Source organism: Pseudomonas sp. WS 5011 (genome assembly GCF_012985775.1).
Taxonomy (GTDB): Bacteria; Pseudomonadota; Gammaproteobacteria; order Pseudomonadales; family Pseudomonadaceae; genus Aquipseudomonas; species Aquipseudomonas peli.
The window spans coordinates 1-1254 of sequence record NZ_JAAQXA010000072.1; the positions used below are offsets into that span (position 1 = coordinate 1).

1 protein-coding gene is annotated in these 1254 nt (G+C 54.2%); it reads left to right on the top strand.

Translation table 11 applies throughout. The features are described 5' to 3' along the window. The first annotated feature begins 65 nt into the window (after positions 1 to 65). Positions 66 to 1246 (top strand): IS3 family transposase gene (locus HBN63_RS21555; protein ID WP_223181902.1). Its coding sequence is split into 2 segments (ribosomal slippage): positions 66 to 321 and positions 321 to 1246, totalling 1182 coding nucleotides; the frame shifts between segments, so codons are not numbered across the junction. Positions 1247 to 1254 lie beyond the last annotated feature (8 nt).

Consider the following 1254-nt stretch of genomic DNA (forward strand, 5'->3'; position numbering starts at 1 on the left):
TTGTAGTGGTCTAATTTCCCCGGACACCTCGATAAGTGGAAAATGCATTTATCGAGGAGTTTTTCATGACCAACAAACGCAGGACATTCGACGACAGCTTCAAGCTACAAGTTGTGAAGATGATCAAGGACCAGGGGCTTACCGTTACGCAGGTCTGCCGCGATCTGAGTATTGGTGAGACAGCTGTCCGGCGCTGGATCCAACAGTACGAGGCCGAGCAATTGGGACAGGCCGGGATCGGTAAACCGCTTACATCCGAGCAACAGCGTATTCGCCAGTTGGAGCAAGAAAACCGTCAGCTCAAGATGGATAACGATGTATTAAAAAAAGCCACCGCCTTCTTTGCCCGCGAGCTGAAATAACGTACCACTTGGTTCGGCAGCTGCAACAGAAGGCTTACTCGGTGGCGTATGTGTGTCGTTTATTGGGGGTTAGCCGATCCGGCTTCTACGAGGCCAGCAAGCGTGCTGAAGCGCCAGCATCGATTTGTCCTGTCACTGTGCAGCTCAAGGCATCGTTTGCTGCGAGTGGCGGTAGCTATGGCAGTCGCCCGTTGCGTAAAGCGTTGCACGCCAAGGGCATGGAAATAGGTATTTATAAAATTCGTCGCATGATGCGCGCCAACGGGCTGCGTTCGGCCTGGAAGCGTAAGTTTGTGCACACGACCGATAGCAAGCACGACCTGCCGATTGCTGAAAATGTGCTGAATCGTCAATTCGAGCCCGAGACGGTGAACACGGCCTGGGTGGCGGACATTACCTACATTCGGACGCGCAGCGGCTGGCTGTACTTGGCTGTGGTATTGGACTTGTTCTCACGCAAGATCGTGGGCTGGTCCATGGCCCCGAACATGCCCGCCGAGCTGGTGTGTAGTGCAATGCAGCTAGCAGTTGTTCAGCGTCAACCGCCACCGGGTCTGATCGCCCACTCGGATCGCGGCAGCCAGTACGCCAGCGCAAGCTACAGAGCGTTGCTGGCACGAAATGACATGCAGCAAAGCATGAGCCGTAAAGGTAACTGCTGGGATAACTCAGTGATGGAGCGTTTCTTCCTGAGTTTGAAAATGGAGCGGGTATGGCGCCGCGATTACGCCAACCACGCCGAAGCGATACGTGACATCACGGAGTACATCGTTGGGTTTTATAACAACGAGCGGCTGCACTCGAAACTGGGATATCTGCCACCCACCGTATACGAACGGGCGATGGCGTCGAAACCACCTATCGAAGTGTCCGGAATTAGTTGACCACTACA